1 protein-coding gene is annotated in these 1139 nt (G+C 52.0%); it reads left to right on the top strand.

All coding sequences use genetic code 11. The annotated features are described in order from the left end of the window. A partial coding sequence (tuf, locus tag B0H50_RS13060) for an elongation factor Tu (RefSeq protein ID WP_106200343.1) occupies positions 1 to 1139 on the top strand: 1139 nt, incomplete at its 3' end.

Here is a 1139-nt window from a genome sequence, read left to right as displayed (position 1 = left end):
ATGGCAAAAGAGAAGTTTGAAAGAACCAAGCCGCACTGCAACATCGGTACGATTGGTCACGTTGACCATGGTAAAACGACCTTGACAGCTGCAATCTGCACAACGCTTGCAGCGAAGGGTCTCGCATCCGCGAAGAAGTTCGATGAAATCGACAACGCTCCGGAAGAAAAGGCTCGCGGTATCACGATCAACACTTCCCACGTTGAATATCAGACCGAAAAGCGTCACTACGCACACGTTGACTGCCCGGGGCACGCTGACTATGTGAAGAACATGGTGACTGGTGCAGCTCAGATGGACGGCGCAATCCTCGTCGTTGCAGCAACTGACGGCCCGATGCCGCAGACTCGCGAACACATCTTGCTCGCTCACCAGGTCGGCGTTCCTAAAATCGTCGTTTTCCTGAACAAGTGCGATATGGTCGATGATCCGGAACTTCTCGAACTCGTTGAAGAAGAAGTCCGCGACCTCCTCAAGCAATACGGTTATGATGGAGACAACACTCCGATCATCCGTGGTTCTGCTCTCAAGGCTCTTGAAGGCGATCCGGAATACCAAGAAAAGATTATGGAACTCATGAAGGCTGTTGACGAATACATTCCGCAGCCGGCTCGTGAAGTTGACAAGCCGTTCCTTATGCCGATCGAAGACGTGTTCACCATTACTGGTCGTGGCACTGTTGCAACCGGTCGTATCGAACGCGGTAAAATCAACTTGAACGACAAGGTCGAACGCGTTGGTCTCGGCGACACCGTTGAATATGTTGTTACCGGTGTTGAAATGTTCCGCAAGCTCCTCGACGATGCCCAAGCAGGTGATAACGTCGGTTTGCTCCTCCGCGGTGCAGAAAAGAAAGACATCATTCGCGGTATGGTTCTCGCAGCACCGAAGTCTGTGACTCCGCATGCACACTTCAAGGGTCAGATTTACGTTTTGAAGAAAGAAGAAGGTGGCCGTCATACTCCGTTCATGAACGGTTATCGTCCGCAATTCTACTTCCGTACGACCGACGTTACCGGTACCATCAAGCTTCCGGAAGGAATTGAAATGGTGACTCCGGGTGACACCGTGACTATCGACGTCGAACTCATTGCTCCGGTTGCTATGGAACAGCAGCTCCGCTTCGCAATCCGCGAAGG

Origin of the sequence: Hallerella porci, from assembly GCF_003148885.1 — a bacterium.
Taxonomy (GTDB): Bacteria; Fibrobacterota; Fibrobacteria; order Fibrobacterales; family Fibrobacteraceae; genus Hallerella; species Hallerella porci.
This window is presented reverse-complemented; position numbering and strand designations above follow the sequence as displayed.